This is a genomic window from Xanthomonas cissicola (assembly GCF_008801575.1).
Taxonomy (GTDB): domain Bacteria; phylum Pseudomonadota; class Gammaproteobacteria; order Xanthomonadales; family Xanthomonadaceae; genus Xanthomonas; species Xanthomonas cissicola.
In genome coordinates this window covers 89,169-114,303 of record NZ_VZPL01000003.1, presented here as the reverse complement: position 1 = coordinate 114,303, position 25,135 = coordinate 89,169, and the positions used below count along the sequence as shown (strand labels likewise).

27 protein-coding genes are annotated in these 25,135 nt (G+C 66.2%); 15 read left to right on the top strand and 12 right to left on the bottom strand.

Translation table 11 applies throughout. From position 1 onward, the window contains the following. Window positions 1-231: 231 nt before the first annotated feature. The 3 genes from F7R02_RS02320 to F7R02_RS02310 all read left to right on the top strand — a co-directional run bounded on the left by F7R02_RS02320 (window position 232) and on the right by F7R02_RS02310 (window position 3,910). The gene (locus F7R02_RS02320) at window positions 232-1,911 is read left to right on the top strand and encodes a Na+/H+ antiporter (RefSeq protein WP_172397262.1); all 1,680 of its coding nucleotides are present in this window, start codon (window positions 232-234) and stop codon (window positions 1,909-1,911) included. A 296-nt stretch (window positions 1,912-2,207) separates the two neighbouring features. Continuing rightward, window positions 2,208-3,152, top strand: coding sequence for an ABC transporter ATP-binding protein (locus F7R02_RS02315; RefSeq protein ID WP_003489582.1), 945 nt, complete (start codon window positions 2,208-2,210; stop codon window positions 3,150-3,152). Continuing rightward, window positions 3,149-3,910, top strand: coding sequence for an ABC transporter permease (locus F7R02_RS02310; RefSeq protein WP_005911266.1), 762 nt, complete (start codon window positions 3,149-3,151; stop codon window positions 3,908-3,910). Before F7R02_RS02315 ends, F7R02_RS02310 begins: the two co-directional genes overlap by 4 nt. 389 nt (window positions 3,911-4,299) lie before the next feature. Here F7R02_RS02310 and F7R02_RS02300 read toward each other — a convergent pair whose 3' ends face one another. Further along, window positions 4,300-4,563, bottom strand: coding sequence for a DUF3297 family protein (locus F7R02_RS02300; RefSeq protein WP_003489117.1), 264 nt, complete (start codon window positions 4,561-4,563; stop codon window positions 4,300-4,302). A 165-nt stretch (window positions 4,564-4,728) separates the two neighbouring features. Here F7R02_RS02300 and F7R02_RS02295 point away from each other — a divergent pair, with 165 nt between their 5' ends. Next, on the top strand, window positions 4,729-5,280 hold the full coding sequence (locus tag F7R02_RS02295) for a DUF6630 family protein (RefSeq protein WP_078590359.1): 552 nt from the start codon (window positions 4,729-4,731) through the stop codon (window positions 5,278-5,280). A gap of 292 nt (window positions 5,281-5,572) precedes the next feature. Here F7R02_RS02295 and F7R02_RS02290 read toward each other — a convergent pair whose 3' ends face one another. The 6 genes from F7R02_RS02290 to msrB all read right to left on the bottom strand — a co-directional run bounded on the left by F7R02_RS02290 (window position 5,573) and on the right by msrB (window position 10,101). Then, entirely contained in the window at window positions 5,573-5,857 is a 285-nt protein-coding gene (locus tag F7R02_RS02290; protein ID WP_003489121.1) for a DUF4031 domain-containing protein, read from the bottom strand. 8 nt (window positions 5,858-5,865) lie between these two features. After that, the gene (locus F7R02_RS02285) at window positions 5,866-6,450 is read right to left on the bottom strand and encodes a hypothetical protein (RefSeq protein ID WP_139371028.1); all 585 of its coding nucleotides are present in this window, start codon (window positions 6,448-6,450) and stop codon (window positions 5,866-5,868) included. 237 nt (window positions 6,451-6,687) lie between these two features. Continuing rightward, complete coding sequence (gene motB / locus F7R02_RS02280; protein ID WP_078590358.1) at window positions 6,688-7,839, bottom strand: flagellar motor protein MotB; 1,152 nt, start codon at window positions 7,837-7,839, stop codon at window positions 6,688-6,690. 10 nt (window positions 7,840-7,849) lie between these two features. Next, a complete protein-coding gene (gene motA / locus F7R02_RS02275; RefSeq protein ID WP_003489127.1) occupies window positions 7,850-8,704 on the bottom strand; it encodes a flagellar motor stator protein MotA in 855 nt (284 codons plus the stop codon). A 97-nt stretch (window positions 8,705-8,801) separates the two neighbouring features. Next, the gene (locus F7R02_RS02270) at window positions 8,802-9,290 is read right to left on the bottom strand and encodes an MliC family protein (protein ID WP_078517461.1); all 489 of its coding nucleotides are present in this window, start codon (window positions 9,288-9,290) and stop codon (window positions 8,802-8,804) included. A 346-nt stretch (window positions 9,291-9,636) separates the two neighbouring features. After that, complete coding sequence (msrB, locus tag F7R02_RS02265) at window positions 9,637-10,101, bottom strand: peptide-methionine (R)-S-oxide reductase MsrB (RefSeq protein WP_033485026.1); 465 nt, start codon at window positions 10,099-10,101, stop codon at window positions 9,637-9,639. A 240-nt stretch (window positions 10,102-10,341) separates the two neighbouring features. Between msrB and F7R02_RS02260 the strand changes: the two genes are divergently transcribed. Beyond that, the gene (locus tag F7R02_RS02260) at window positions 10,342-10,770 is read left to right on the top strand and encodes a hypothetical protein (RefSeq protein WP_033485025.1); all 429 of its coding nucleotides are present in this window, start codon (window positions 10,342-10,344) and stop codon (window positions 10,768-10,770) included. A 91-nt stretch (window positions 10,771-10,861) separates the two neighbouring features. Here the strand turns inward: F7R02_RS02260 and F7R02_RS02255 are convergent, their stop codons facing one another. Further along, the gene (locus F7R02_RS02255; RefSeq protein WP_007963043.1) at window positions 10,862-11,341 is read right to left on the bottom strand and encodes an Lrp/AsnC ligand binding domain-containing protein; all 480 of its coding nucleotides are present in this window, start codon (window positions 11,339-11,341) and stop codon (window positions 10,862-10,864) included. Window positions 11,342-11,489: 148 nt separating this feature from the next. Here F7R02_RS02255 and F7R02_RS02250 point away from each other — a divergent pair, with 148 nt between their 5' ends. Continuing rightward, the gene (locus tag F7R02_RS02250) at window positions 11,490-12,779 is read left to right on the top strand and encodes a D-amino acid dehydrogenase (RefSeq protein WP_078590357.1); all 1,290 of its coding nucleotides are present in this window, start codon (window positions 11,490-11,492) and stop codon (window positions 12,777-12,779) included. Continuing rightward, window positions 12,779-13,879: an alanine racemase gene (gene alr, locus F7R02_RS02245; protein WP_078590356.1), complete on the top strand. Its 1,101-nt coding sequence runs from the start codon at window positions 12,779-12,781 to the stop codon at window positions 13,877-13,879. Before F7R02_RS02250 ends, alr begins: the two co-directional genes overlap by 1 nt. 304 nt (window positions 13,880-14,183) lie before the next feature. On the opposite strand, the gene F7R02_RS02240 is transcribed toward alr, so the two are convergent. Continuing rightward, a complete protein-coding gene (locus tag F7R02_RS02240; RefSeq protein ID WP_003489142.1) occupies window positions 14,184-14,759 on the bottom strand; it encodes a DUF3016 domain-containing protein in 576 nt (191 codons plus the stop codon). A gap of 248 nt (window positions 14,760-15,007) precedes the next feature. Here F7R02_RS02240 and F7R02_RS02235 point away from each other — a divergent pair, with 248 nt between their 5' ends. The 5 genes from F7R02_RS02235 (at window position 15,008) to F7R02_RS02215 (ending at window position 19,943) form a co-directional block, all read left to right on the top strand. Continuing rightward, complete coding sequence (locus F7R02_RS02235) at window positions 15,008-15,454, top strand: hypothetical protein (protein WP_003489144.1); 447 nt, start codon at window positions 15,008-15,010, stop codon at window positions 15,452-15,454. Beyond that, window positions 15,441-15,731 (top strand): hypothetical protein, encoded by a 291-nt coding sequence (locus tag F7R02_RS02230; RefSeq protein ID WP_078590355.1) that lies wholly within the window; start codon window positions 15,441-15,443, stop codon window positions 15,729-15,731. Before F7R02_RS02235 ends, F7R02_RS02230 begins: the two co-directional genes overlap by 14 nt. Before the next feature lie 105 nt (window positions 15,732-15,836). Continuing rightward, window positions 15,837-17,873: a PAS domain-containing hybrid sensor histidine kinase/response regulator gene (locus F7R02_RS02225; protein WP_015472760.1), complete on the top strand. Its 2,037-nt coding sequence runs from the start codon at window positions 15,837-15,839 to the stop codon at window positions 17,871-17,873. Between the two features lie 335 nt (window positions 17,874-18,208). Beyond that, the gene (locus tag F7R02_RS02220) at window positions 18,209-18,517 is read left to right on the top strand and encodes a DUF3247 family protein (RefSeq protein ID WP_003489149.1); all 309 of its coding nucleotides are present in this window, start codon (window positions 18,209-18,211) and stop codon (window positions 18,515-18,517) included. Window positions 18,518-18,605: 88 nt separating this feature from the next. Further along, window positions 18,606-19,943 (top strand): PQQ-dependent sugar dehydrogenase, encoded by a 1,338-nt coding sequence (locus F7R02_RS02215; protein WP_078590354.1) that lies wholly within the window; start codon window positions 18,606-18,608, stop codon window positions 19,941-19,943. 195 nt (window positions 19,944-20,138) lie between these two features. On the opposite strand, the gene F7R02_RS02210 is transcribed toward F7R02_RS02215, so the two are convergent. Beyond that, window positions 20,139-20,399 carry a hypothetical protein gene (locus F7R02_RS02210; protein WP_003489154.1) on the bottom strand — a complete coding sequence of 87 codons (261 nt, stop codon included), beginning with the start codon at window positions 20,397-20,399 and terminating at the stop codon, window positions 20,139-20,141. Window positions 20,400-20,546: 147 nt separating this feature from the next. Between F7R02_RS02210 and F7R02_RS02205 the strand changes: the two genes are divergently transcribed. From F7R02_RS02205 to F7R02_RS02195, 3 genes are read left to right on the top strand one after another with little or no spacing between them, the layout of a single operon-like run. Continuing rightward, a complete protein-coding gene (locus F7R02_RS02205; RefSeq protein ID WP_016849308.1) occupies window positions 20,547-21,614 on the top strand; it encodes a class I SAM-dependent methyltransferase in 1,068 nt (355 codons plus the stop codon). Further along, window positions 21,611-22,324 carry a pseudouridine synthase gene (locus F7R02_RS02200; RefSeq protein ID WP_005926798.1) on the top strand — a complete coding sequence of 238 codons (714 nt, stop codon included), beginning with the start codon at window positions 21,611-21,613 and terminating at the stop codon, window positions 22,322-22,324. Before F7R02_RS02205 ends, F7R02_RS02200 begins: the two co-directional genes overlap by 4 nt. After that, window positions 22,321-23,001, top strand: coding sequence for an HAD family hydrolase (locus tag F7R02_RS02195; protein ID WP_078590353.1), 681 nt, complete (start codon window positions 22,321-22,323; stop codon window positions 22,999-23,001). The genes F7R02_RS02200 and F7R02_RS02195 overlap by 4 nt, the downstream gene beginning before the upstream one ends. A gap of 233 nt (window positions 23,002-23,234) precedes the next feature. Here F7R02_RS02195 and F7R02_RS02190 read toward each other — a convergent pair whose 3' ends face one another. Both F7R02_RS02190 and F7R02_RS02180 read right to left on the bottom strand, forming a co-directional pair. Continuing rightward, window positions 23,235-24,041, bottom strand: coding sequence for an SDR family oxidoreductase (locus F7R02_RS02190; protein WP_003489165.1), 807 nt, complete (start codon window positions 24,039-24,041; stop codon window positions 23,235-23,237). Window positions 24,042-24,448: 407 nt separating this feature from the next. Continuing rightward, window positions 24,449-25,009: a DUF1415 domain-containing protein gene (locus F7R02_RS02180; protein ID WP_005922030.1), complete on the bottom strand. Its 561-nt coding sequence runs from the start codon at window positions 25,007-25,009 to the stop codon at window positions 24,449-24,451. Window positions 25,010-25,135 lie beyond the last annotated feature (126 nt).

Genomic DNA, 25,135 nt, shown 5'->3' with positions numbered 1-25,135 from the left:
CTCCATTGCGTCGATGCGCGACCGGTCTGCCGCAGCACGCGCGCTTGGACATCGTCATTGCGCCTGTCTCCATCCGCCAGCGTATCGGGCACCGGCCAATTGAACCGAACCGCAACAACCCTGCCGCATCGCCCCACATGCCAAGGTGCGAGGCAATGCGGTGGTTTTCATCCCCGGGTGCAACACGGTATGGTCCGGTAGGTGCGTTGTTGTTGTGCGTCGCAATATGCGATGCCGCATGCGCGACCGCTTTTTTTTCATTCCGGGTTTTTCATGCATTCGATCGATGTCGTCCTCGCCATGTTGCTGGCGGTCGCGGCCAGCGGTTACCTCATCCGCATCCTGCCGTTTTCGCTGCCGTTGCCGTTGGTCCAGATCGCGCTGGGCGCGGTGGTCTCCGGCGTTTTCGATGCAGGGCACGAGCTGGAACCGGAGCTGTTCTTCCTGTTGTTCCTGCCGCCACTGCTGTTCCTGGATGGCTGGCGCATTCCCAAGCAAGGCTTGTTCCGCGACAAGGCGGCCATTCTGGAATTGGCGTTGGGGCTGGTCATCTTCACCGTGATTGGCGCCGGCTTCTTCATTCATTGGCTGATACCGGCGATGCCGCTGGCCGTGGCATTCGCGCTGGCGGCGATCATTTCGCCGACCGATCCGGTGGCGGTGTCCTCGATCGCCTCCAAGGTGCCGATTCCCAAGCGCCTGATGCACATCCTGGAAGGCGAGTCGTTGCTCAACGACGCCTCGGGCCTGGTGTGTTTCCAGTTCGCGGTGGCGGCGGTGCTGACCGGGACCTTCTCGGTGGCGGCCGCTTCGCTGACCTTTCTGTGGGTGGCGCTGGCCGGCCTGGCCCTGGGCGTGGCGACGACCTTTGGGTTGAGCCGCATCCAGGCCTGGATCTGGCGGCATTTCGGCGAGGAGCCCGGTTCGGCGATCCTGGTCAACCTGCTCACCCCATTTGCAGCGTATCTGCTGGCCGAAGCCTTCCACGCGTCCGGCATCCTGGCCGCAGTGGCCGCCGGCGTCACCATGAGCTATGTGGAAATGGCCGGCAACGCGCCGGGCAACATGCGCCTGCAGCGGTCGGCGGTGTGGGACACGGTGCAGTTCACCTTCAACGGCATCATCTTCGTGCTGCTGGGCGAGCAGTTGCCGGGCATCCTGGACGGTGCGGTGCGCAGCGTGCAGGAGGCCGGGCACCTCAATCCGTGGTGGCTGGCGGTGTACGTGGCCACCATCAGCGCTAGCTTGATGGCGTTGCGCTTCGTGTGGGTGTTCCTGTCGCTGCGCTGGAACATCTTCAAGGCGCAACGGCGCGGCGAGGCGCATGTCAGCCCGCCGTGGCGAATCGTGGTGGCGGTATCGTTGGCCGGCGTGCGCGGTGCGATCACCCTGGCCGGCGTGCTCACGCTGCCATTGATGCTGGAGGACGGCTCGCCATTTCCGGCCCGCCAGTTGGCGATCTTTCTGGCCGCCTCGGTGATCCTGGTGTCGCTGCTGGTGGCCAGCGTCGCGTTGCCGCGCCTGTTGCGCGGTCTGGAACTGCCCGAGGAAGAAGACGAGCAGCTCAAGGAAGACCTAGCCGTGAAGGCCGCTTCGCAGGCGGCGCTGGAGGCAGTGGAAAAACTGCGCCAGCGGCTGGTGGACGGCAGCAAGCATGCCGAGCGCTACAACGCAGCGGCCAACCAGGTGAGCCAGCGCTATCAGCGCAAGCTCGGCGCGGTGGACATGGCCGAGACCGATCCGGAAGAGGCGGTTGCCTACGAAAAGGCGCTGCGTCAGTTCCGCCATGCGGCATTGGTGGCCGAGCGCAATGAGTTGTTCAAGCTTGCGCGACGACGCGAGATTTCCGACGACCTGTCGCGACGGCTGGTGCGCAACCTGGATCTGATCGAGTCGCGCAAGCGCGCTTGAGCGCGCTGATGCGCGCGGTAATCGGGAATCGGGATTGGGGAATCGCAAGAGCCACGGCGGTTGCCGTGTTTGGGTAGGAGCGCACCTGAGCGCGATGGGGCGTTGGTGGAAAAGCCCATCGCGCTCAGGCGCGCTCCTACATGGAGATACGCCAACAGCCAGATGCAGCGTGCGTGCGCAGCCCAGTTCGCTCACGCTCCTGCGCCCGTGTCGGGAGACACTATCCCACCCGGACTGCTGCCATTTTCATGGCGCACGGCCTACCCTGTGGCGTTTATCGTTCCCGTGCCAAACCCATGACTTCGATCGTTTCCATCCAGGGCTTGAGCAAGACCTATGCCGGCGGTTTCCAGGCGCTCAAACAGGTGGATCTTGAGATCCGGCGTGGCGAGATCTTCGCGCTGCTCGGCCCCAACGGCGCCGGCAAGACCACCTTGATCAGCATCATCTGCGGCTTGATCAACCCCAGCACCGGCAGTGTGCTGGCCGACGGGCACGACATCGTGCGCGACTACCGCGCCGCGCGTGCCAGCATCGGCCTGGTGCCGCAGGAACTGGCCACCGATGCGTTCGAAACGGTGTGGGCCACGGTACGTTTCAGTCGCGGGCTGTTCGGCAAGCCGGCCAATCCGCAATATCTGGAAACCATCCTGCGCGAGCTGTCGCTGTGGGAGAAACGCAACAACAAGATTTCCACGCTCTCCGGCGGCATGAAGCGGCGTGTGCTGATCGCCAAGGCGCTCGCCCACGAGCCGCGCATCCTGTTCCTGGACGAGCCCACGGCCGGTGTGGACGTGGAGCTGCGTCACGACATGTGGCAGATGGTGCGGCGGCTGCGCGAGCAGGGCACCACCATCATCCTGACCACCCATTACATCGAAGAGGCCGAAGACATGGCCGACCGCGTCGGTGTCATCAATCGCGGCGAGCTGGTGTTGGTGGAAGACAAGCGCACGCTGATGCGCAAGCTGGGCAAGAAGCAGCTCACGCTGAGCCTGCAGGCGCCGTTGCAGGCGCTGCCCGCCGCGCTGGCCGATCTGCCGCTGGAGCTGGCGGCCGACGGCAGTAACCTGATCTACACCTTCGACACCCAGGCCGAGCAGACCGGCATCGGTGCCTTGCTGCGCCGGCTCAACGAGCAGGGCATCGACTTCAAGGATCTGCATTCCAGCGAAAGTTCGCTGGAAGAGATCTTCGTCAACCTGGTGCATGGCGCACGTCAGCAGGAGGTGCGCGCATGAATGTGCATGCGATTGCAGCGATCTACCGTTTCGAAATGGCGCGCGCCTTCCGCACGCTCACCCAGTCGATCGCCTCGCCGGTATTGTCGACCTCGCTGTACTTCGTGGTGTTCGGGGCCGCGATCGGTTCGCGCATGGGCGATATCGACGGCATCAGCTACGGCGCCTTCATCATTCCCGGCCTGGTGATGCTGTCGCTGCTCAACGAGAGCATTTCCAACGCCTCGTTCGGCATCTACATGCCGCGCTGGGCCGGCACCATCTACGAGGTGCTGTCCGCGCCGGTGGCGTGGTGGGAGATCGTGATCGGCTACGTGGGCGCGGCGGCGACCAAGTCGGTGATGCTGGGGTTGTTGATCCTGCTGACCGCACGGCTGTTCGTGCCGTATGAGATCGCGCACCCGGTGTGGATGCTGGGCTTTCTGGTGCTCACCGCGCTGACCTTCAGCCTGTTCGGTTTCATCATCGGCATCTGGGCCGATGGCTTCGAAAAATTGCAGGTGATTCCGCTGATGGTGGTGACGCCGCTGACCTTCCTGGGCGGCAGTTTCTATTCGATCAACATGCTGCCGCCGTTGTGGCAGAAGGTCACGCTGTTCAATCCGGTGGTGTATCTGATCAGCGGCTTCCGCTGGAGTTTTTACGGCAGGGCCGATGTGCATATCGCAGTGAGCACCGGCATGACGTTCCTGTTCCTGCTGGTGTGCCTGGGCATCGTGGCGGCGATCTTCCGCAGCGGATATCGGCTCAAGGCGTGAGTGGTGGATGCAATGGTTTGGTTGGCCGCATCCTGGTGGATGCCGGCAGGTGTCCAGGTAAGGCGCTGAGTGGGTCGAATGCGCGGTGCCCTCACCGCTCGCGGGACACGCCGTAAACCCATCCGTGGGGGGGCTCGATGGCGGCATCCATGCCGCCATCGAGCCCGCAAGCGGTGAGGACACCGCACCAGACAGTTTCCCGGCGGCTTTGTTGAAAGCTCTGCGCACCGACCAACTTGACTGGTCCTTGCCGGCCCACCGTCGCGGGACCCTTGGCGGCATGGATGCCGCTACGTGTCCGGCTTCGGTGGGCGGCGAGGGCCCTGCGGCCGGGGCACAGATCAGCCGACCTGCAGCAGCGTTGTGTGAAGTCGTGTTGTCCGTTGCTTTTACTCGGCAGCCTTGGCGCCGTCCTTGCTGTCCAGGTAATAGGCCACCACTTCGCCCTTGATCTTCATCGTCATCGGGTTGCCGCGACGGTCGCGCGCCTTGCCGACCTGCACCTTGATCCAGCCTTCGCTGACCGAGTATTCCTCCACGTTGTCGCGTTCGACACCGTTGAAGCGCACGCCGACGCCGCGGTTGAGGGCATCGGCATTATGGAACGGGCTGCGTGCGTCGATGGCCAGGTGATCGGGAGGGGTATCGCTCATGGGAAAGGCGTCATGGCGGCCGGGATAGCCGTCTTCGGCCGCACAGGATACGGGCCTGCGCCGGGAAGACCAGTCCTGGCGACGCGGTGACGTGCGCCAATCGGTTTGCTTGCGCGCCGTCAGGCCTCACACTTCTGGCCCTGCACTCCAGCAAACGAGACCGCAATGCCTGACAACAGTGCCGACTACGAAGACGACGAAGGCCTGCAGCCCGAGGGCGACGAAGACGATGTGGATGACCATCCGGCGCGGGTGTGGAACCTGCTAGTGCTGATCAACCCCGGCGACGAGGACACCGCGTTGGCCCAGTTCGACGCCTGGCGCGAAACGCAGGCCGAGGCCGATCACGACGCAGGCGACGACGCCTGGTTGTCGGCGCTGAAGGACGTGATCGACTGGCGCTCGGGCTTCTATGTGGACTGGAAGGACGCCGATGCGTTCATCGCCGCCATCGACGAACTCAGTGCGCGCTGGAACCTGCGCATCGACTGGGGCGGCGACCTGGACGACGAAGACTTTGCCGGCAACCTGGAGGTCCCCGATTTGATGGCGGTGGCATTCGACCGCCTGCGCGAGCACGGCTACTCGCTGTGGAACTGGAACACCGGTGGCGATGCCTACGCCGGCTGGATTGCGCTTAGCCGCGACGACGACGCCATGCTGGCGCTGACCTCGTTGCTGGGGGTGGAAGTGCGGCTGGGGAATGAGGCGTTTTGAATGTTAATCGGGAATCGGGAATCGCGGGAGCGGTCTGTGGGTGTGTAGGGCGTGTCGAGCCGTGGTAGTGCGCACTCCGCGGCAGCACGCCTAGCGCGTGGTGCCGGTAGGGTCAGCCGCGCAGGCATGGTCCACGGCCCGGCGATTGCCACGTAGGAGCGTGCCTGCGCGCGATCGGGCGTTACCGGGATGGCCCCTCGCGCTCGGGCGCGCTCCTACAACGGTGAGCCGCCAATCAGGTTGCGGCCACCACCGTTGCGACTCCCTAATCCCGATTCTCCAATCCCCTGCCTCAGGGCGCTTCGGCCCGCGCCTGCGCCCGCGCATTGGCGATCAAGGCCTTGAGCAGTGCGCGGTCGGTGTGGCGGGAGATGGGAATGGCGCCGAAGGCAATGGCCTCAAGGCGGAGCGGTGCGGGCACGTCGTAGTGCGCACCGCTGAGTTTGTTCTGGAAGGCGCGGCGGGGAATGCCCAGCCGCGCCGCCATGGCATGCAGCTCGTCCAGCGTATCGCCGAGCAGGTGCGCCCAGCGCTGGTCGCGCCACAGGTGCACCGCATCGTCGACATAGACGGCCATCGGCCGGGTCAGGCCTTCTTGGACGTCTTCGGCTTCTTGCCCGCGCTGTCGCCGTCGGGCTCGTCCGCCGCAGTGTCGGACGCCTCGTCGCTGGCGTCTGCAGCACTGTCGGTGGCGCTGGCAGTGTCGTCTTCAGCCACGTCGTCAGCACCAGCCTCGGTGCCGGCGTCCTCTGCTGCGTCTTCCGCGTCGCCGTCTTCATCCGCATCGGCGTTCTGGAACTCGGACACCAGCTTGGTCAGGTATTCCTCGGCGGTCTGGCCTTCGTCGGCGGCCAGGTCGTCGATCATCTGCTGCAGCTGGGTCGAATATTCCAGCGAAATGGTCTTGCCTTCGGCTTCCTGCAGGTTGGCCAGGTGCTTGAGCATGGCCAGCATCGGGACCGGGTTGTCGGCACTGCCCATGGTCTGGCCGCCGATCGACAACATCCACTCGCTGCCACCCTGCAGGCCGATCGCGGCGACCACGCGGCCATCGGCGTCCAGCAGCACGGCATGGTTGGTGACCTGGGGCGCCTGGCCCAGACGGACGAAGGGGCGCTTGGGCTGCTGCTTCTTGCGCTTGTCGCGCTTGGCCTTGGAATTGCGGGACACGGTGTTCTCGACGCTGGGAATGGCCGGCCATTCTAGAGCGTGCGCCGCACGATGCGATGCGTAGCGGAGTTGGCCCGTGGCGGCGGCCGGGCCGGCGGGACGCACCGTCTTTGCAGGCACCGACCGAGGAGCCGCCACCAGTACGCCAAGCCCGAACAACCGCAGGCCATGTTCCGTGGGGGCGATTTCCTGGCAAATCCCAATCGCCGCCTGCGCCTCCAGGCCTCCCGCCCCGCGTTACTGCTTCTCCACCGCCGCTTCAGCCGCTTTGGCGAGCGCCGTGGCAGAGGCCACCTGAGCGCTGGAAGACATGCGTGGTCCTGCCGGACGCGCAGCAGCAGTCCCTGCCGATGCCAGGGCCGGGGCCGGAGCCGCAGCCGCGGCGACTGGCGGGGCCGTGGCTGGTTTTGCGCCTTCGGCAGGCGTCCCCACGGTGGCGGTGCCGGTGGCCGCGGCGCCGCTCAGATCCGGCACCTGGGTGTCGGCATCGTGCAGCGATTTGCCCAGGGCCACGCCTTGTCCGGCGCCGGCCAGGGCCGCGTTTTCGGCGTCCTGGGTCATCACCACGATACTGATGCGGCGGTTGATCGGGTTCTGCGGATCGGTCTTGTCGAACAGCACCGACGAGGACAGCCCCACTACGCGCGTCACCTTGGCATCGGACATGCCCCCGGCCACCAGGGCGCGGCGCGCGGCATTGGCGCGGTCGGCGCTGAGTTCCCAATTGGTGTAGCCGGCATCGCTGCTGTAGGCGGTGGTGTCGGTATGGCCGGTGATGCTGATGTGGTTGGGCACCTGATTGATGAAGCTGGACAGCTCGCGCAGGATCGCCACCGTATACGGCTTGAGCTGGTCGCGGCCGATGTCGAACATGGGGCGGTTCTGCTTGTCCACGATCTGGATGCGCAGGCCATCGGGCGTGAGGTCCAGCAGCAACTGGTCCTTGAACGGCTCCAGCGCCTGGCTCTTGTCGATGGCCTCTTTCAGGTCCTGCATCAGCGCTTCAAGGCGCTTCTTGTCCTTGGCGCGGCTGTCCACGTCGGTATCAGCCGCGTTGTCGCGCTTGCGGCCCATTTCGTCCTTCTGCCCCTTGGCCATGTCGGCGGTACCGCCGAGCTTGATCATCGAGGTGCTGGCGCCGCCGGGTCCGTTCATGCCAGGCGAAGGCGCTGGCGATTTGCCGGACAGCGGGCTGGGGTTGCGGAAGTATTCGGAGATCGCCGCGCGCTGTTCCTTGGTGGTGGCCGCCATCAGCCACAGCACCAGGAAGAAGGCCATCATCGCGGTCACGAAGTCGGCAAACGCCACCTTCCAGGCGCCGCCATGATGGCCGCCGCCCTGTACCTTCTTGACCCGTCGGATGATGACGGTGGATTTGGCCTCGGCCATGACCGTGGCCCTACTTGATCGTCTTCAGGTGCGTTTCGAAATCGCCGAAGCTCGGACGCACATTGGAGGGCAGGGTCTTGCGCGCGAATTCCAGCGCAATCTTCGGGTTGTAGCCACGCAGGCACGCCAGCAGCGCGGTCTTGACCGCTTCGTAGATGCGCCCGTCCTGCTCGGCACGCGCTTCCATCGCCGCCGACAACGGCGAGACGAAGCCGTAGGCCAGCAGGATGCCGAGGAAGGTACCCACCAGCGCGGCGCCGACGTGGTGGCCGATCTCTTCGATCGGCCCGCCGATCGAGCCCATGGTGATCACGATGCCGAGCACCGCCGCCACGATGCCGAAGCCGGGCAGGCCGTCGGACACCTTGCTCAGCGCATGCGACGGCGCCAGGGCTTCGTGATGGTGTTTTTCCAGTTCCAGTTCGAGCAGCGGTTCCAGCTCGTGCGGCTCGATGTTGCTGCCGATCATCAGGCGCAGGCAGTCGGTGATGAAGTCCAGCAGGTGATGGTCGGCCACCACCTTGGGGTAGTTGCCGAAGATGGTGCTGTCCTGCGGCTTTTCGACATGGTCTTCCAGCGCCATGAAGCCATCGCGGCGCGCCTTGTTCAGCAGCTCGTAGATCAGGCTCAGGGTGTCCTTGTAGTCGTCGGACTTGTACTGCGGGCCCTTGAACACGCCCATGATGCCGCTGAGGGTTTCCTTGACGATCTTGCCCGGCGTGCTGACCAGGAAGGCGCCCAATGCCGCGCCACCGATGATCATCAGCTCGTACGGCTGCCACAGCGCGCCCAGCTTTCCGTGCGACAGCACGTAGCCGCCGAGGACGCTGACGATGACGACGATGAAGCCAACGATGATGAGCATGGCGCAGCCGGAAGCAAACTGGGGTTGCTAGTGGTTTCGGCTTGCGCAGCCGATTCTTGAAGCGCACGGCGTGAAGACGTGCGTTGTCGCTGAATGTCTAGCCGATTGTGGTGGCGGTCTCATGCACGCATTTAAGCGCCTCGCCGCCTGCCAGCGACAGCGTCGATTCGCCGGCGTGTTCCCAGAATTGGTTGCCCTGCGCATCGGCAAAGCGCGCCCCGGATGCCGCCTGGGCACTGAGCAGGATCAGCGTGCGGCCTTCGAGGGTCAGCTGCAGGGTATCGGAGGCCGCGTCGAAGCGTGTCGCGATCGTGCGCGGACCGCAGCGCCAGGCCACCGTCTGCGCAGGAAGCGTGGGGTCGGCAGCCGCCGCGGCTGGGGCGGGCGTCTTGGCCGGACGCGGCAGCGGGCCGGTCACGCTGGCGTCGGTGCCTGTGGCAAGCGGGCGGGCATCGGCTTGGATGCCGGCTGGCTGCGGTTGTGCGGGCTTGGCATCCTGCGCTGCAGGAGGCGGGCTACCGGCGCTGCAGCCGGCGAGGGCGGCGGCCAGCAGGCCGGTGAACATCAGGGATGAGGACGTATGCATCTGCGGACTCCTGCCGGTCGGGATCGCCGCCGGGTTGCGGCGGCTGGGACGTGGAGTGCTGGGTTCCGGCGCCGCCCAAGCGCGTGCATCTTGCGCGCCGGGGCCGGGAAGGCCTGCCCACGACTGAACACGCGGCCGCTTCACGGCTGGGACGTAGCCTGCGTGTGGCCGCCCGTACGGAAATCAAGCCGTGTCTGGAGTTCTCGCGCCGCAACCGATTTTCACAGCGCTATCGCCGGCTCGAAGCACCCGTGAGCGGTGCTGGCCTCAGCGCACAAAAGCGCAGGGAGGCGTTGTCGAGCACCTCCAGGCACTGCATGGCCGTGTCCTCGCAGATACGCGGCCATCAGGCCGCTTGCGCCTCGGCACCTTGGCGATGCAGGGGGTTCGGCAGGGCCTGGCCGTTTTCGGTGAAGCCCAGCGAGACCGAGTTCAGGCAGTGGCGCTCGCCGGTGGGGGGCGGGCCGTCCGGGAACACATGGCCCAGATGGCTGTCGCAGCGCGCGCACACGATTTCGGTGCGGATCATGCCGTAGCTGGTGTCGCGGATCTCGCGCACATGGGCAGGGTCGTAGGGCGCAAAGAAGCTAGGCCAACCGGTGCCGGACTCGAATTTGGCGCTGGAACGGAACAACGGCAGGCCGCACAGCCGGCAGCTGTAGACACCGTCCAGCTTGTTGTCCAGGAAAACCCCGCAGAACGGCGCCTCGGTGCCATGGTGCAGCAGCACGCGCTGTTCCTCGTCGCTGAGCCCGGCGATCAGGGCATCGCGTTGTGCGGGGGAGGGAGGGGTCAGATCGAACTGGCTCATGGGGTTCTCGCATGCGCTCGCCAGCGGGGTGCCGGCGCCTGCTTCCGTGATGTGGGCATTGTCGGGGTGGTTCAACCGTTGAGACGCAGCCAACAGCCCGCCACTGCGGCGGAGGTCAGCCCTTCTTCGCACCGCAACCACCTTGCGAAAGCGTTCATCCCCCGGCCGGTCGCATGCATTGTCGCAGCGTCCTTGCGCCCCAATCACTGCATGACCCTCGAAACACGCAAGGTGCCTGTCATGGCGATCCACGCATCAAGCCGCCGCGTTCTGCTGTGCGTTCTACTGACGATGACTGGCGCGGTGGCGGCGCAGTCGGCCACCACCACGCGCTCGTCCACGACCTTGCAGCCCATCACCACGCCGACGCCCGTCCAGCCCACGGTGACGCCGCCGCGCGCGCTGCAGCCGGCGCCTTCCGCCGCACCGGTGCCTTCGCAGCTGGGGCAACGCCCGGTCGCGCCGAGCATCCCCACGCACGGGCCGGCACAAACGCCGATCGCGCCTGCGGGCAGCCAGGTGGCGCCGACCAAGCCGATGGTCTACGACCGCAATGGCCGCTTGCTGCAGGGCATGCAGCCGGCCGGCGCCAACCGGGTGCTGGATACCAAGACCGGCCGCTACTACGACGCGGTACCGGCGGGCGATGGCATGCGCGTGGTGCGCTGACAGCAGCGGCGCGATCTGCTGGTGCCAACCGCCAACCGCCAATCCCGAATTCCGAATCCCGAATCCCGAATCCCGAATCCCGAATCCCGGCTCAATCGGCGATCGGCAACGCCAGCGTCTCCTTGACCTCTTCCATCACGATGTAGCTCTTGGATTCACGCACATGCGGCATGGTCAGCAAGGTGCTGCCGAGCAACTTGCGGTAGGACGCCATCTCGCTGATGCGCGCCTTGAGCAGATAGTCGAAGTCGCCGGAGACCAGGTGGCACTCCAGCACGTTGGGCAGCTTTAGCGCGGCGCGGCGGAATTCTTCGAAGATGTCGCCGGATTTGTAGGCCAGGCTGATCTCCACGAATACCAGCAGGCTGGCCTTGAGGTAGTGCGGGTCCAGCCGCGCGTAGTAGCCGGTGATGGCGCCGTCGCGCTCCAGCCGTCGCACGCGCTCGGTGCACGGTGTGGTCGACAGGCCGACCCGCTCGCCTAGTTCGGTAAAGGAAATCCGCCCCTCCTGCTGCAGGATGCGCAGGATCTTGCGGTCGATCTTGTCCAGCTCGCGGGCGCGGGTGCTCATGGGGTTTGTCTCGGCAAGGTTTGGCAGGAAGTTTCACTGCAAAGCCGTGCCGATTCCAGAAATGGCGCTGCCTGGCTCGCAATATACTGCGTCTAACTGTCCCCCTCTGTGCGTAGTTCTGGGGGAATGCCCTTTTCAGGAGAACGACATGCGTGTGCTCATTCTCGGTAGCGGCGTCATCGGCGTGACCAGTGCGTGGTACCTGGCGCAGGCCGGTTGCGAAGTGACCGTGGTCGACCGCCAGCCGGCGGCGGCGCTGGAGACCAGCTACGCCAACGCCGGCCAGCTGTCGTTCGGCTACACCTCCCCCTGGGCCGCACCCGGCGTGCCTGGCAAGGCGGTGAAGTGGCTGTTCGAGCAGCACGCGCCGCTGTCGATCCGCCCCACCCGCGACCTGCGCCAGCTGGCCTGGCTGAGCCAGATGCTGCGCAACTGCACTGCCGAGCGCTATGCGGTGAACAAGGCGCGCATGGTGCGCATGTCCGACTACAGCCGCGATTGCCTCAACGCCTTGCGCGCCGAGACCGGCATCGAATTCGAAGGCCGCCAGCTGGGCACCACGCAGTTGTTCCGCACCCAGCAGCAGCTGGATGCGGCCGCGCAGGACATCGAAGTGCTGGCCCAGTACGGGGTGCCGTACGAGCTGCTGAGCCCGGCGCAGATTGCGCAGTTCGAACCTGGCCTGGCCGGCGGCGGCGCGCAGATGGCCGGCGCGTTGCGCCTGCCCGAAGACCAGACCGGTGACTGCCGCCTGTTTACCCAACGCCTGGCCGAACTGGCCACGCAGGCAGGTGTCACGTTCCGCTATGGGCAGCAGATCGAGCGGCTGGAGCATGCCGGCGGCCAAATCACTGGCGTGCAGATCGATGGCCGCATCGAGACCGCCGACCGCTACGTGCTGGCGCTGGGCAGCTATTCGGCCGACGTGCTGCTCTCGCTCGGCCTGCATTTGCCGGTGTACCCGCTCAAGGGCTATTCGCTGACCATCCCGATCGTCGATGCGCAGCGCGCGCCGACCTCTACGGTGCTGGACGAGAGCTACAAGATCGCGCTCACCCGTTTCGACGACCGTATCCGCGTCGGCGGCATGGCCGAGGTGGCCGGCTTCGACATGTCCTTGAATCCGCGTCGTCGCGCCACCCTGGAAATGGTGGTCAACGACCTGTTCCCCGGCGGCGGCGATCTGGCACAGGCCGAGTTCTGGACCGGCTTGCGGCCGGCCACCCCGGATGGCACCCCGGTGCTCGGCGCCACGCCGTATGCCAACCTGTTCCTCAACACCGGTCACGGCACGCTGGGCTGGACCATGGCCTGCGGTTCCGGGCGCTATCTGGCCGACCTCATGCAGGGCCGCACGCCCGAGATCGATACCGAAGGCCTGGACGTGTTCCGCTACCTGTCGCCGCGCAGCGTGCGCCCGCAGCGGGAGGCCGCGTAGTGCGTCCTGCGCAAGCGTCGATCGATCTGGAGGCATTGCGCCACAACTACCGCCTGGCCAAGCGCCTGGGCGGCAGCAAGGCGCTGGCGGTGGTCAAGGCCGACGCGTACGGACACGGTGCAGTGCGCTGCGCGCAGGCGCTGGAGCCGGAAGCCGATGGCTTTGCAGTGGCCTGCATCGAAGAGGCGCTGGAACTGCGCCAGGCCGGCATCCGTGCGCCGATCCTGTTGCTGGAAGGATTCTTCGAACACGACGAGCTGCGCCTGATCGCCGAGCACGACCTGTGGACGGTGGCGGCCACGCCGCAGCAGGTGCGCGCGCTGGCCGAGTTCCAGAGCCCGCGGCCGTTGCGGGTGTGGTTGAAGATGGACAGCGGCATGCATCGGCTGGGTCTGTCGCCGGAAGATTTCCGCGCCGCCTGGTTGCGCCTGCGCGGGCTGCCGCAGATCGCCTCGCTGGTGCTGATGACCCATCTGGCGCGTGCCGACGAATTGGACTGCAGCCGCACCGACGAGCAGGCGGTGGCCTTTGCGCTGACCGCCGGCGGCATGCGCGCGGAAACCAGCCTGCGCAATTCGCCCGGCCTGCTCGGCTGGCCGGCGCTGCGCAACGACTGGTCGCGCCCGGGGCTGATGTTGTACGGCGCCAACCCGTTTCCGCAGGACACCGAAAACACCGCGCAGCTGCGCCCGGTGATGACGCTGCGCTCGCGCATTATTTCGGTTCGCGAGCTGCCGGCCGGCGAACCGGTGGGCTACGGCGCACGCTTTGTTGCCGAGCGGCCCACGCGTGTCGGCGTAGTGGCGATGGGCTATGCCGACGGCTACCCGCAGTTCGCACCCAACGGCACCCCGGTGCTGGTGGACGGCCAGGTCTGTCCGTTGGCCGGTCGCGTCTCGATGGACATGCTCACCGTGGACCTCACCGACCACCCGCAAGCCGACATCGGCACGCCGGTGCAGCTGTGGGGTGATGCACCGCAGGTCGGCGCACTGGCCGCGCAATGCAACGTCAGCGCGTACCAACTGCTGTGCGGGCTCAAGCGGGTGCCGCGGGTGTATATGGGCGAGGCAGCAGCGAAGGAGGGAGTCACGCGCTGAGGTATCCCTTCTCCCACCGGGACATCGTGCTCCTTCATGGGGAGAAGGTGCCCGAAGAGGCGGATGAGGGGACGTGCGAAGCCACATGCACTTCGAACAACACGTGGGCTTGCTCGTATCCTCACCCCAACCTCCGCTCCCCGGCCCGCGCTAGCAGCGCGAGCGCTCCAAGGCACGCGCCAGTGGCGCGCAAGCAGTGCCTTTCCGCCCCGACGGGAGAGGGGCTTTAGGGCGCCGACAGACAAAAACGGCGCGTTGTCATTCGAGGCCGAGTTGCTGTTACGGCGCCGTCAGCACCAATCGATCACAACCCAGCCGTACTGCGATCAGCGCGGAACTGCTTGCGCACCCAGTCGTCGATCATCGCCTTCTCGAAGCGCAGCGGGTCGCTGTCGGTCAGGCGCGGTCCGCTCATCAGAAAGGCCGAATCCACCAGCTTGCGTTCGCCCTGGTCGATCACGCGGCCATCGGCACCGGTGAGCGTGTAGGTGAAGCTCAGGCGCGGCGGGTAGATGTCCTTGACCACGCGCACGTCCTGCATGCGCGGCCCGTGCCAGGGCTCGTACTGGCCGGCGCGGCGGATGTCGGTGATGGTCACGCTCAGGTGCTGGCCATCGGGCAACTGGCGCGCTGCGCTCTGCTGAAAGTGGGTGGCCAGCTGGGTCACCCAATCGCCACGTTGCGCCTCCCAACGGTTGCCGCTGAAGCGCACCTCGGAGAACTGCGCAGGGTCGGTCCAGCGCACATCCACCTTGCCATCGCCGCTGAGCGCGCGCGGCGCATCGGGGTCGGTGACGGTGCGCACCCCGGCCTGCACGCCGGTCGCCGCAAGCAAGCCAGCCAGCAGCAGGCTGGCGCCGGAAAGAGTGGAACGTTTCATCGAAAGCCTCCAAGCGGAAGGTACGTTGTGTATCGGCTGTTCTCGCAGTGTGGGGGTGCTTCCGAGAGCCCGCAACGCGCTGCACGCCTGGGTTCGCGACCACGTTGCCGCGCGGTTAATCCGCACCGCAAAGCCATGACGGCAGGTTCACTGCGCCTGCGCCCGCGCTTCACGGCACAGCCCGGAAGATCACCAGCATGGACACCCACTCTTTCCGCACAAAATCAGCGTCTTCGGCGCCGGCACACATGCCGTCGGACGTGCGTTTGCAATTCATCGACTGGGCCAAACAGCACGGTCACAACCCCGCGTCCGGTGCGGCCGCCTTCGTGGCACTGCAGAGCGAGGTCGACCTGGACCTGGCCACGCGCGCGTTGCAACTGGAGCCGGGTGCCGATCCGCGTGATGCGCTCCGCGAGCATCTGGCGGCGTTGGCGCGCCAGGTGGATGTGGCCGTGCAGTTCCCGCCGGTCTACACCTATACCGCGGCCAATGGCCTGGACTACCGCTATTCGCTGATGTTGGTCATTGCCGAAGATTGCGTGGAGTGGACCGGCCGGGTCTGGCACGACCTGGACTACCAGGGGATGCTCACCGGCCGTGGACAGGGTCCGCGCGCTAACTACACCCAGCTGGCGCGCATGGCGCTGGAACACGAGCTTGATCAGGAGCGTCCCCGTTATGTCCAGGCATGAACTCGAATTGCAACTGCCGGTGGGCGCGCAGATTGCCAGTGGGGAAGACGGCTTCAGCCAGCGCTGCCGCGTCGAATGCGCACAGTTGGGGGTGGCGCGGGTGCGCCTGTTGCTGCTGGATTCCGATCACACACGGTCCACCGCCTGGCGCGAGGAAGCGCAGCGCTGGATGGACGAGCAGCTGCGCCGCGAGGGGGATTGGGTCTTCCGCGGCGTGATCGCCGGCATCGTGGTGCTGGCAACCTGCATCGGCTTCGCTGCCACCACCTTGTGGTGAGCCCGGGACTTGGCAACGAAAACGTGAACTTTGGCAGCCTGGCGTGCACCCGCTGACGACATCGGGCATGGTTTCATCTGCCCGTCATCCGCTCCGGCAGCATCCGTGGTTTCCGATTTGAGCACTCCTCCTTCCAGCCCTACGCTGGCTGCCGCACTGCCGGCCGCCATCGCCGAGCCGTTTCTGGACCCGGCGATGTATCACGAGATTTTCCACAACATCGACGCCGGGTTTTGCGTCATCGACATGGTGTTCGACGGCGAGCAGGCGGTGGACTATGTGATCCGCACCACCAATGGCGCCTTCGAGCGCTATACCGGTCTGTCGCCCAACGCACTGAACGTCTCCATCCGCAACCTGCTCCCCGAACACGAGCAGGAATGGTTCGACCGCTATGGTCACGTTGCGCGTACCGGCAACCGCATCCACTTCGAAATGCAGGCCAAGGCGCTCAAGCGCTGGTACTCGGTGGATGCGTTCCGGGTCGGGCAGCCCGAGCAGGCGCGGGTGGCGATCCTGTTCATGGACATCACCGAGCGCAAACGCGTCGAGCGCGAGCTGGCCGAAAGCGAGGCGCGTTTCAGTGCGCTGGCCGACGGCTTGCCGATGCCGGTGTGGGTGCTGGACGCGCAGGGCGTGGTGCGCTTCGTCAACAGCGCGTATGGCGAATTCTTTGGCCTGGATATCTCCAGCGGTACGGTGTCGGCGTGGAGCGAACTGCTGCATCCGGACGACTTGCCGACCTTCCAGTTCGAGCTGGCGGCATCGCTGCAGGAACAGCGCGGCCTGCGCGCGCTGGTGCGCGCGCGCCGCCATGATGGGCAGTGGCGCTGGATCGAAATGACCGCCACGCCGCGCTATTCGGCCGACGGCCGTTTCATCGGCCTGGCCGGCAGCAGCCCGGACGTGACCGAGCAGCGCGAGATCGAACTGGCGCGCGAGCAATTGCTGGAGTCCGAGCGCAGCGCGCGCAACGAGGCCGAAAGCATGGCGCGGCTGAAGGACGAGTTCCTGGCCACGCTGTCGCACGAACTGCGCACCCCGCTGACCACCATCCTGGGCTGGAGCGAGTTGCTGCTGCAGCGGGTCGAAGAAGGCCAGCCGTACTACAAGGGGCTGTCGGTGATCGCCAGCAGCGCACGTGCGCAGAAGCGGCTGATTTCCGACATGCTCGATCTCAGCAGCATGTTGCTGGGCAAGGTGCAGCTGGAAGTCGAATCGCTGGATCTGGTCGAGCAGGTGCGCGAAGCCTTGAATACCCAGGAACTGGCTGCCGAAGGCAAGGACCAGGTCCTGGAGCTGCATGTGCCGCCCACGCCCTGCCTGGTGCTTGGCGATGCCACGCGTCTGCAGCAGGTGTTGTGGAACCTGCTGTCCAACGCGATCAAGTTCACCCCGGCACATGGTCGTATCGACGTCAAGATCGAGCGCGACGACGGGCATCTGGTGGTATCGGTCTGCGACTCCGGCGACGGCATTGCAGCGGAATTCCTGCCGCATCTGTTCGGCCGTTTCCGCCAGGCCGACGGCACCACCACGCGCCAGCATGGCGGCCTTGGTCTGGGCCTGGCCATCGTGCAACAGCTGGTGGAAATGCACGGCGGCCAGGTCGGTGCCACCAGTGGCGGCCGTGGCAAGGGCGCGACCTTCACCGTGCGGCTGCCGGAACACGTTCCCGATCAGGCCAAGCGCCCACGCCGCGAATTGCGGCGGCGTCTGATGTCCGAACAGATCGTCGAAGCGCGCGCGCTCAACGGTCTGCGCCTGCTGGCGGTCGAAGACCAACCGGACATGCTCGATTATCTGCGGCGTCTGCTCGAAGAGCAGGGCGCCGAAGTGGTCACCGCCGGCAGCGCCACCGATGCGCTGGCATTGATCGATCATCGTGGCCACGCGCGCTTCGATCTGATGCTGACCGATATCGGCATGCCGGGCATGGACGGTTACGGCTTGATCCGCACGGTGCGCGAAAACCTCGGGTTGACTGCCACCGCGTTGCCGGCCGTGGCAGTCACCGCCCTGGCCCGCGAAGACGATCGCAAGCGCGCGCTGGAGTCCGGGTTTCAGGAACATCTGGCCAAGCCCTACAGCGTGGCGCAGCTGGTCACGGCCGTGCGTGCCGCGCGCCAGGCGGTGGAGTAACCGGCGCGCGGCGGTACGGCCGCGCATCGGGTGATGGCAACGTGGGTGAGGCGACGCGTTGGATACGCAGTAGCGCATATGGGTTGGGTACTACTGGGCGCCTTTCCGTGAGGTGCTGATCTGCCCCAGAACAATCGATCATTGCGACGAACAGGTGCTGTCGTGGATGAGCCTTTCCCCACAGTCGTGGCATGGTCGCGATAGAAGACGGATGCGTGCGCATGCTGCTGGGTGCGAATGCCGTGCCAACGCCGACCACTAGCACCCGGTGCGTTTTCTGCCTCTTTCACGCATGCTGGCCTAGCGTGATGCGCTCAGCTCATGGAGATCGCGCAATGCCCAAGTACGCCCCGCACGTCTATTCCGAACAGGTCCAGATCGCCACGCTCGAACATTGGGTGTCCCTGCTCGATGGTCAGGAGCGCGTGCGGATCGAGCTCGACGACGGCAGCATGATCAGCGGCACAGTCGCCGTGCGCCCCAGCCTGCAGACCTATCTCGACGAACACGACAACGAAGGATTGAACGGTCAGCTGCGGTTGGACCTGTTGGATGCGTCGCAGGAGCCGCAATGGATCTGGATGGACCGGATCGTGGCGGTGCACCCGTTGTTGCTGGGCGCCGATCCGCAAGTCATGCCGTGACGGTGGTGTGTTGACGGTGTGTTTACTTCTCACCGTCGCGTTGGCGGCATGATCACTGGCCGACGCAACCGTCCAGGATTTGCCCGCAATGAATGCATCCCGATTGAAGTTCGCTCGCTGGCCGCTGTCGTTGATGGCGCTTGCCGTCCTCGCCGCGTGTGGCGATACGGCGACGTTGGCGATCGAACAGGGGACCGGGCCGGACCCGCAATTGCCCGAGCCGGTGAAGCGTCTGATTCCCACCGTCAAGGTGGCGCCGGTCAAACGCTGGGCAGCCAATGCCAAGCCCATCGCGGCCGACGATCTGCAGGTTGCAGCGTTTGCGCGCGATCTGGATCACCCGCGCTGGATCTACGTGCTGCCCAACGGCGATGTGTTGGTGGCCGAAACGGCCGAGCCGCCCAAGCCCGAAGATGCCGAAGCCGGCGGCGGGCTGCGCAAGAAAGTGCAGGGCGCGATGATGAAAAAGGCCGGCGCGGCGGTGGCGAGCGCCAATCGCATCACCTTGCTGCGCGATGCCGATGGCGACGGCGTGGCAGAGGTGCGTACGCAGTTCGTCAGCGGCCTGTTTTCGCCGTTCGGCATGGCGCTGATCGGCGACCGCTTTTATGTCGCCAATGCCGATGCGCTGGTGAGTTTTCCGTACAAGGCCGGCGACACGCATCTCACCGCCAAGCCGACCTTCGTTGCCAATCTGCCCGGCGGAATCAACCACCATTGGACCAAGTCGCTGCTGGCCAGCCCGGACGGCAGCAAGCTCTATGTCGGCGTCGGCTCCAACAGCAACGTGGCCGAAAATGGCATGGAAGCCGAGCTCAATCGTGCGGCGATCCTGGAGATCGACCCGGCCACCGGCAGCAGCCGCGTCTTCGCTGGCGGCTTGCGCAACCCGGTGGGCACCGCGTGGGAGCCGCAGAGCAAATCGCTGTGGGTGGTGGTTAACGAGCGCGACGAAATCGGCAGCGACCTGGTGCCGGACTACCTGACCTCGGTACGCGACGGCGGTTTTTACGGCTGGCCGTACAGCTACTACGGCCAGCACGTGGACGAGCGGGTCAAACCGCAGAATGCCGAACTGGTGGCCAAAGCGATCAAGCCCGACTACGCGCTCGGCCCGCATACCGCATCGCTTGGCCTGAGTTTCGCCAGCGGCACCTTGCTGCCCGAGCGTTTCCGCCAGGGCGCCTTCATCGGCCAGCACGGCTCATGGAATCGCGACCCGCCCAGCGGCTACAAGGTGCTGTTTGTCCCGTTCGCCGCCGGCAAGCCCAATGGTCCGCCGATCACGGTGCTGGATGGATTCCTGGATGCCGAAGGCAATGCGCAGGGCCGCCCGGTGGGTGTGGCGTCGGACAGTCGCGGCGCACTGCTGGTGGCCGACGACGTGGGCAACGTGATCTGGCGGGTGACGCCGAAGGCGCGTTGAGTCCGCGCGCCGATCGTTTGCGTGGGTCGAGCAAATCGCGTCCGGTAGACGCAAGAACCGGGCAAGAGCCCGGTCTACCATGGCGCGGCGTGCCGGCAGCAGCCTATGCAGATTGTGCAGTCAAGGACGCTTGACGCACGCTCCATCGCGCGTGCGGCAGACGTTCCAAAGCCTGCGTCAGTTGCCTCATCCCCCTCAGCGTGGCGCTTCCGGCGAGGCGCTGAAGCGCCGCGCATAGCCACGCTCTTCGGTAATGCGGGTGATGTCGTCGTCTGCCATTTCCGGGGCGCCATACACCGCGTAGGCCACCGTGCCATCGCCGCGTTCGCCGATCTGGTGCAGGCGGTAGCGGGGTCTGCCGGCGCCGGTGTTTTCGGGGTAGTGCATCGGTGGCGGGGTGTCGTCCAGATCCATTTCGCTGTTGTCGACAACTCCTCCTACGAACAAGGCTCGCATCGCGTCTCTCCGGTGTGGGCGTGATCCCAGCCTAGGCGGGCGAATGTTGCGCGCGCATCAATAGTCCGTATACACATTGGAAGGCGCGTGGCGGGCATCTGGCACCCGTCCCTTACAATGACGGCCTGTTCCTGACCCGATGATCCGATGGCTGGCCCGCACGACGCCCCGCTTCAAGCCCTGTTCCTGCCCTTTGCCCAAGGCGCGCTGCCGTGGCCGGAAGGACCGGTCTTGTTTCTGCGCGCGCGCGATGGTTTTCCGCTGCGCGAGCAGGCAACCACCCAGACGCTGACCTGCGAGCAGAGCTTTCGCCCGTTCGCCGAAGCGCTGGAGCGCAATGGGTGGACCGTGCGGGAAGAAAGCGAGATCGAGGCCGACAGCACGCGTTATGCCCTGGTGCTGGTGCTGCCTCCGCGGCAGCGCGAAGAGGCGCGTGCGCTGTTTGCACGTGCGGTGGCGCTGACTGCTCCCGGTGGCCGTGTGGTTGCCTGCCAGTCCAACAACGAAGGCGCACGCTCGGGCGAGGCCGATCTGCGCCAGCTCACCGGACTGGCCGGTAGCCTGACCAAGTACCACTGCCGCACCTACTGGAGCGCGCCGCTGCCGGCCGACACCGATGCCGCGCTGCAGGCGCGCTGGGCAGCGCTGGATGCGCCACGCAAGATTCTGGACGGCCGCTTTGTCAGCCGTCCCGGCGTCTTCGCCTGGGATCGCATCGACCCGGCGTCTGCACTGCTGGTCGAGCATCTGCCCACCACGCTGGCCGGCCATGGCGCCGATCTGGGGGCGGGCTTCGGTTATCTGTCGGCCGAAGTGCTGGCGCGTTGTCCCAAGGTCACCGCGCTGGATCTGTACGAAGCCGAGGCGCGCGCATTGACGCTGGCGCGGCGCAACCTGCAGGACAACGCGCATCCGGCGCAGCTGCACTACCACTGGCGCGATGTCACGGCCGGGCTGGTGGCGCAATACGATTTCATCGTCAGCAACCCGCCGTTCCATACGCCGTCGCGTGCCGACCGCCCGGATATCGGGCAGCGCTTCATTGCGGTGGCCGCACAGGCGCTGCGCCCGGGCGGGCAATTGATGCTGGTCGCCAACCGGCATCTGCCTTACGAACAGGTGCTCAACGACAGTTTCGGGCAAGTACGCGTGGCTGCCGAACGCGATGGGTTCAAGCTGATCGCGGCGATCCGCGGCCGCGGAGCGCGCCCATGAAGCTGGTCAAACACATCGCCAATCTCGGCTATGGCAGCCGCAAGCAGGTCACCCAGCTGTTCCGGCAGGGCGCGATCACCGATGCGCAAGGCGAGGTGCTGTATGCCGACGACCAGGTGGAGCACGACGCCATCCGCATCGATGGCGAACCGCTCGATCCGCCGGCGGGCTTGAGCCTGTTGCTGCACAAACCCAGCGGCTACACCTGCTCGACCAAGGACACCGGCCGGCTGATCTACGAATTGCTGCCGCCACGCTTCCGCCTGCGTGCGCCGGTGTTGGCGCCAGTGGGTCGGCTGGACCGCGAGACCAGCGGCCTGCTGTTGATGACCGACGACGGCGCGCTGCTGCATCGGATCATTTCGCCCAAATCCGCCCTGGACAAGGTGTACGACATCACCCTGGCCGAGGACCTGCGTGGCGACGAGGCCGCGCTGTTCGCCAGCGGCAGCTTGCTGCTGGAGGGCGAAACCAAGCCGCTGCTGCCGGCCGAATTGGAGGTGCTTGGCCCACGCCAGGCGCGGCTGACCCTGCACGAAGGCCGCTATCACCAGGTGCGGCGCATGTTCGCTGCCGCCGGTAACCACGTGGTCGCGCTGCACCGCAGCCGCATCGGCGGCCTGTCGCTGGATGGATTGCCCTCGGGGCAATGGCGTGCGCTGGAAGCGAGCGATCTTGAGGTGTTGTTCGGCCGCGGCGCCGCGGCATGAGCCACAGTGCAGCGCTGCCGTTTCGCCCGCAGGCGGTGATCTTCGACATGGATGGCTTGATGCTCGATAGCGAGCGCGCCATCACGGCCTGCCTGGCGCAGGCCGCCGCCGACCAGGGTCTGCAGATCGAACCGGCCTTCTGGTTGCGCATGGTGGGCACCGGCGATGCGGCCTGCCGCCGGTTGCTCGGCGAACGGATCGGCGAGCAACCGGCCGACACCATGCTGGCGTATGCGCAACGGCTGTATGCCGCCGCGGTCGAGCGCGGCATCCCGCATCGGCCCGGCATCATTGCGCTATTGGACTATCTGGCAGCGCAGCACATGCCACGTGCGGTGGCCACCTCCACCCAGCGCCCGCTGGCGCTGCGCAAGCTGGAAGCGGCCGATCTGTTGTGGCGCTTCGATGCCGTGTGCACGGCCAGCGATGTGGTCCATCCCAAACCTGCACCGGATATCTACCTGTTGGCTGCGCGCACCTTGGCGGTAGACCCCGCGCACTGCCTGGTGCTGGAAGACTCGCCCACCGGCGTACATGCAGCATTGGCGGCCGGCATGACACCGATCCAGATTCCGGACCTGCTCGAACCCGATGCCACCGTGCGTGCGCTCGGCCACCGCATCCTGCCCTCGCTAGTCGATGCGCAACGCTTGCTGGAAGCACGCTTGTCGGGGTGATGGGTTCGGGGGGATACGTCCCGGTGCCAGCTCCGGTGCCAGCTCACGCGCCAGCCGAGCTGTGAGCACGCAGGTGCTGCAGACCGGCTCGCTGCGCTGCCCTTAGAACGTGTGATGCACGTTCAGATGAGATGCGTTGGCCGCCAGCGGCGCGCGCTCCGTGCCGCTGACGGCCAACCCTCCGGGGCGCGCCACAGGACGCTTCGCACTCACCTCAAAGCACATAACACGCTCTACGCGTAGTGCATCTTGCGCGACATGCCGCCGTCGACGATGAAATCCTGCCCGGTGACGAAGCCGGACAGCTGCGGCGCGAGCAGATACACCGCCAGCTGCGCAATGTCTTCGGGCGTGCCCACGCGCCCGGCCGGATGCTGCGCATGGTCGCGACGCGACAATTTCGGCGCCCGCCGGCGTTGCGGCGCGCGCCACGCATCGGTGCTGATCCACCCCGGGCTGATGCTGTTGACGCGCACACGCGGCCCCTCGCTCAGCGCCAGCGCGTGGGTAAAGGCCACCAGGCCGCCCTTGGCTGCGGCGTACGCTTCGCTGTGCGGCTCCGATTGCCAGGCGCGGGTGGAGGCGATGTTGACGATCGCGCCACCGGCTGGCGCCTGCCTGAGCGCGGGCAGCGCCTGCTTGCTGCACAGGAAGGCGCCGTGCAGGCTGGAAAGCCGGCTGTTCCATGTGTCCCAGTCCAGTTGCGGCAGCGCTGCGATATGCGGATCGGGCACACCGGCATTGTTGACCAGGCCGTCGATGCGCCCGAAGCGCTTGAGCGCCGTGGCGACCAAGCGCGTGGCCTGCGCCTGGCGCGCGGCATCGCAGCGTACGAAAGCGCTGCGGCGCGGCAGTGCCCATTCCTGCAGGCAGGCCTTGCCCGCATCGGCATCCAGATCGCCAATCACCACGCTGCCGCCCGCGCCCAGCACCGCCTGTGCAATGCCGCGGCCGATGCCTTGCGCCCCACCGGTGATCACCACCACGCGGTCCTGCAGCGGCGACGGGTTCCATGCGGAAATTGCGGGGATCAAGGCCATGGCATGCGGCACGTGGGTGAGGGTGGCGGCACTGTAGCGCGGGGGCTGTCGTCGTCGCAGCAACGTGGGGCGCGTATGAGGATTCGGCGCACGTGCCGACGCGTGCGCTCGATGTCATCCACATTGGATCTGACAGATGCGGGCTGATCTGAGCAGGTGCCGGGCGGTGTGCGTTTCACCCTCTCCCTGCGCCACACTGTGCTGCTGCGCTTCCACGCGATCACCCGATTGCCCGGTGCCACGCGTGCGCAGCGCGCCTGGCGGCACGGGTCGCTCGACTATGTCGACGGCGAGCACGTGATCCGCATGCGGCTGAAGAACTTCCGCCATGTTTTGTGTCGACTCCCTGCGGGCGCAGATGGGCGAGAGTCGCGCTCGCCTGCAGTCCCGCGCGGCAGCTGCAGCACTCAGTGCTCGGCGCCGTTCAACACGCGCTCCCAGCCGTCGCTGCCCAGGCGTTCGAGCGTCTGGATATTGCGTTCGACAATCACATCCGGATCCGGGAACGCCGCCACTGCACGCTCGACGCTGTCTTCGCGCAACAGATGCAAGGTGGGGAAAGGCGAGCGGTTGGTGAAGTTGGCCACATCGTCCAGCGCCGCGCCTGCGAACTGGTAGTCCGGATGGAAGCTGGCCACCTGCAACACGCCTTGCAGGTCCAGCGCTTCCACCGCCGCATCGGCATTGTCGAGAAAGTCGTTGTAGTCCAGGAAGTCGGTGAGCACGTCCGGGTGCACGATCAGCGTGGTGTCGATCTCTTCGGCCGGTGTATCGCGCAGCAGCACCAGTTCCTCGGCCAGTTGTTCCAGCAGGGCTTCGGGCGTGCTGGCATCGCTGAGCACCAGCCGCACCTGCTCCTTGACGTACACCGCTTTGGCGAACGGACACAGGTTCAATCCGATCACCGCGCGTTCGATCCATCTGCGGGTGTCGGCGATCGGATCGGAGGTCGCGGGCGTGGTGGTCATCGTGGCGGCAGCGGGATGGCGCGCCAGTGTATGCGATCGCCATGCGGCGGGCCGCGCGCGTGGTTGCTGGCAGCACCGGGCGCTAGTGGGCACCGTCGCGACGCTGCCAGCAAGGCGGCAGGTTTC